This is a genomic window from Oceanobacillus luteolus (assembly GCF_023715655.1).
GTDB classification, from domain to species: Bacteria; Bacillota; Bacilli; order Bacillales; family Amphibacillaceae; genus Oceanobacillus; species Oceanobacillus luteolus.
Window position 1 is genome coordinate 1 of sequence record NZ_JAMBON010000104.1, and the last position, 1,711, is coordinate 1,711.

Genomic DNA, 1,711 nt, shown 5'->3' on the forward strand with positions numbered 1-1,711 from the left:
AGTTTCACTGGTGATAGTTACCGCGTGAAATACGCTTTATCGAATAGTTAATTATAAAGAAAATAAGGGCTGGCAAAGTTCTAAACTTTTCATTGCATTCTTCTAAACTTTTTGCTTGCAAAATACAGCAAATATATTCTTATATATACTTTGTCCATTATCTTAGTGAAGAACAGAAAAGTGAACCAAGAGTAAAAGGTATTTTGAATGGTATGAGATATAGGATAGAAAATGATGTTTCATATATAGATATTTCATTCTCATTGGGGAAAAGCTGATTTGAATCACATTTGATAAAGGGAGTACTATTAATGGAGAAATCTAGTGGAAGAATGATGTTAACGAATGTAAAGCTAGTTTTCCATCTTTTAATTACAATAATAGCTTTCAGTAGTATCGTGTTGCATGTTATCTATTCTCCAGCACCTTTTGTATCTATAACAAAGTTCACGATCCATTCGAATCTTATCGTTTTCCTGACATGTTTATTCAATAGTCTAAAAAGGAAAGATACTCCTTTCCTGGACTTTTTGAAAAATTGTTCCGTAATTTTTATGTCCGTTAATATTCTTACTTACCATTTTCTTCTCTCTAGCGGTGGAGATTATGAAGGAATTCGGATTATTACTAACTTCACTCTTCATTATCTCATACCAATATTAGTGTTTATAAACTGGATCTTTTTCGAAACCAAGAAAAAGTACAGATTCATCTATATCTTTTATTGGATGTTTTACCCTTTACTTTATACGATAGTTTCGTTGGTAAGAGGGTGGTTTGATGGATTTTATCCTTACTTCTTTCTAAACCCTAATGGAGAGATTCCCTTTGGTGTTGGTAGTTATTTAAATGTCTTCTTATTTATGACTGCCTTTTCGATTCTTATATTAATTTTAGGGTTTTTGTTAATCATTTTAAACAGGATCTTTCTATTCTTTCATTCCAAAAATAATCCGTCCGATACTTACCAAGCTACTAAACTTCCATAAAGTAGTTTTGGAATGAGTAAAGAGCAAAAAACATAATAATATCCTGCTGAACTGCTATAGTAAAAGTAAGATATGTTATTAGAGGAGTTATATTTCTTATGGCTTCGCTTTTAGTACGTTATCTAAACCTTCAAATGAATCATAAAGGGTAAAGGAGAGAGGGGGAAAATTGATTAAATACAAAAGTCTCCACCATGTTAGTCTTAATGTGACAGATTTAGAAAAAGCCAAAGAGTTCTATAGTAAAATCTTATGTTTAAAAGAGATTCAGCGCCCAGATTTTGATTTTCCAGGTGCCTGGTATGAAATAGAGGGGCAACAACTTCATTTGATCGTCGATTCTTCTTCACAGACAATCCGTAATGACAAAAGTTTATCCAGCAGGGAAGGCCACTTTGCTCTTAGAGTGGAAAACTATTACGATACTCTTAGTTGGCTTAAGAAGAATGAAGTAGAAATTATTGAAAGTCCGAATAGTGCAAGTGGATTCGCTCAAATTTTTTGTGCCGACCCAGATGGCAATTTGATTGAACTGAATGTTGATCAGGAAGATTTATAGATTGAAATTGTACGGTGCAAGTAATAGTAGATTATAAAAAAGAGGCTGGGACATAACTAGCCGAAAACAGTAATTAAAAAGGATCCAAGCAATCAAAACTTTGCTAGGATCCTTTTTTGAGTCAAATTTATCATTATCGGTCTTTAGATTGGGGTTGTTGGCG

General features: G+C 32.7%; 2 protein-coding genes. Both read left to right on the top strand.

Annotated elements, in window-relative coordinates:
• Nucleotides 1-335: 335 nt before the first annotated feature.
• Entirely contained in the window at nucleotides 336-989 is a 654-nt protein-coding gene (locus M3210_RS20800) for a Pr6Pr family membrane protein (protein WP_432807000.1), read from the top strand.
• A 169-nt stretch (nucleotides 990-1,158) separates the two neighbouring features.
• Nucleotides 1,159-1,548 (top strand): VOC family protein, encoded by a 390-nt coding sequence (locus tag M3210_RS19810; protein ID WP_251517998.1) that lies wholly within the window; start codon nucleotides 1,159-1,161, stop codon nucleotides 1,546-1,548.
• The last annotated feature ends 163 nt before the right edge of the window (nucleotides 1,549-1,711 follow it).

What these genes read in the sequence shown, in the direction of transcription:
- M3210_RS20800 (WP_432807000.1), top strand. Translation starts at nt 336, where the DNA reads ATGTTAACGAATGTAAAGCTAGTTTTCCATCTTTTAATTACAATAATA.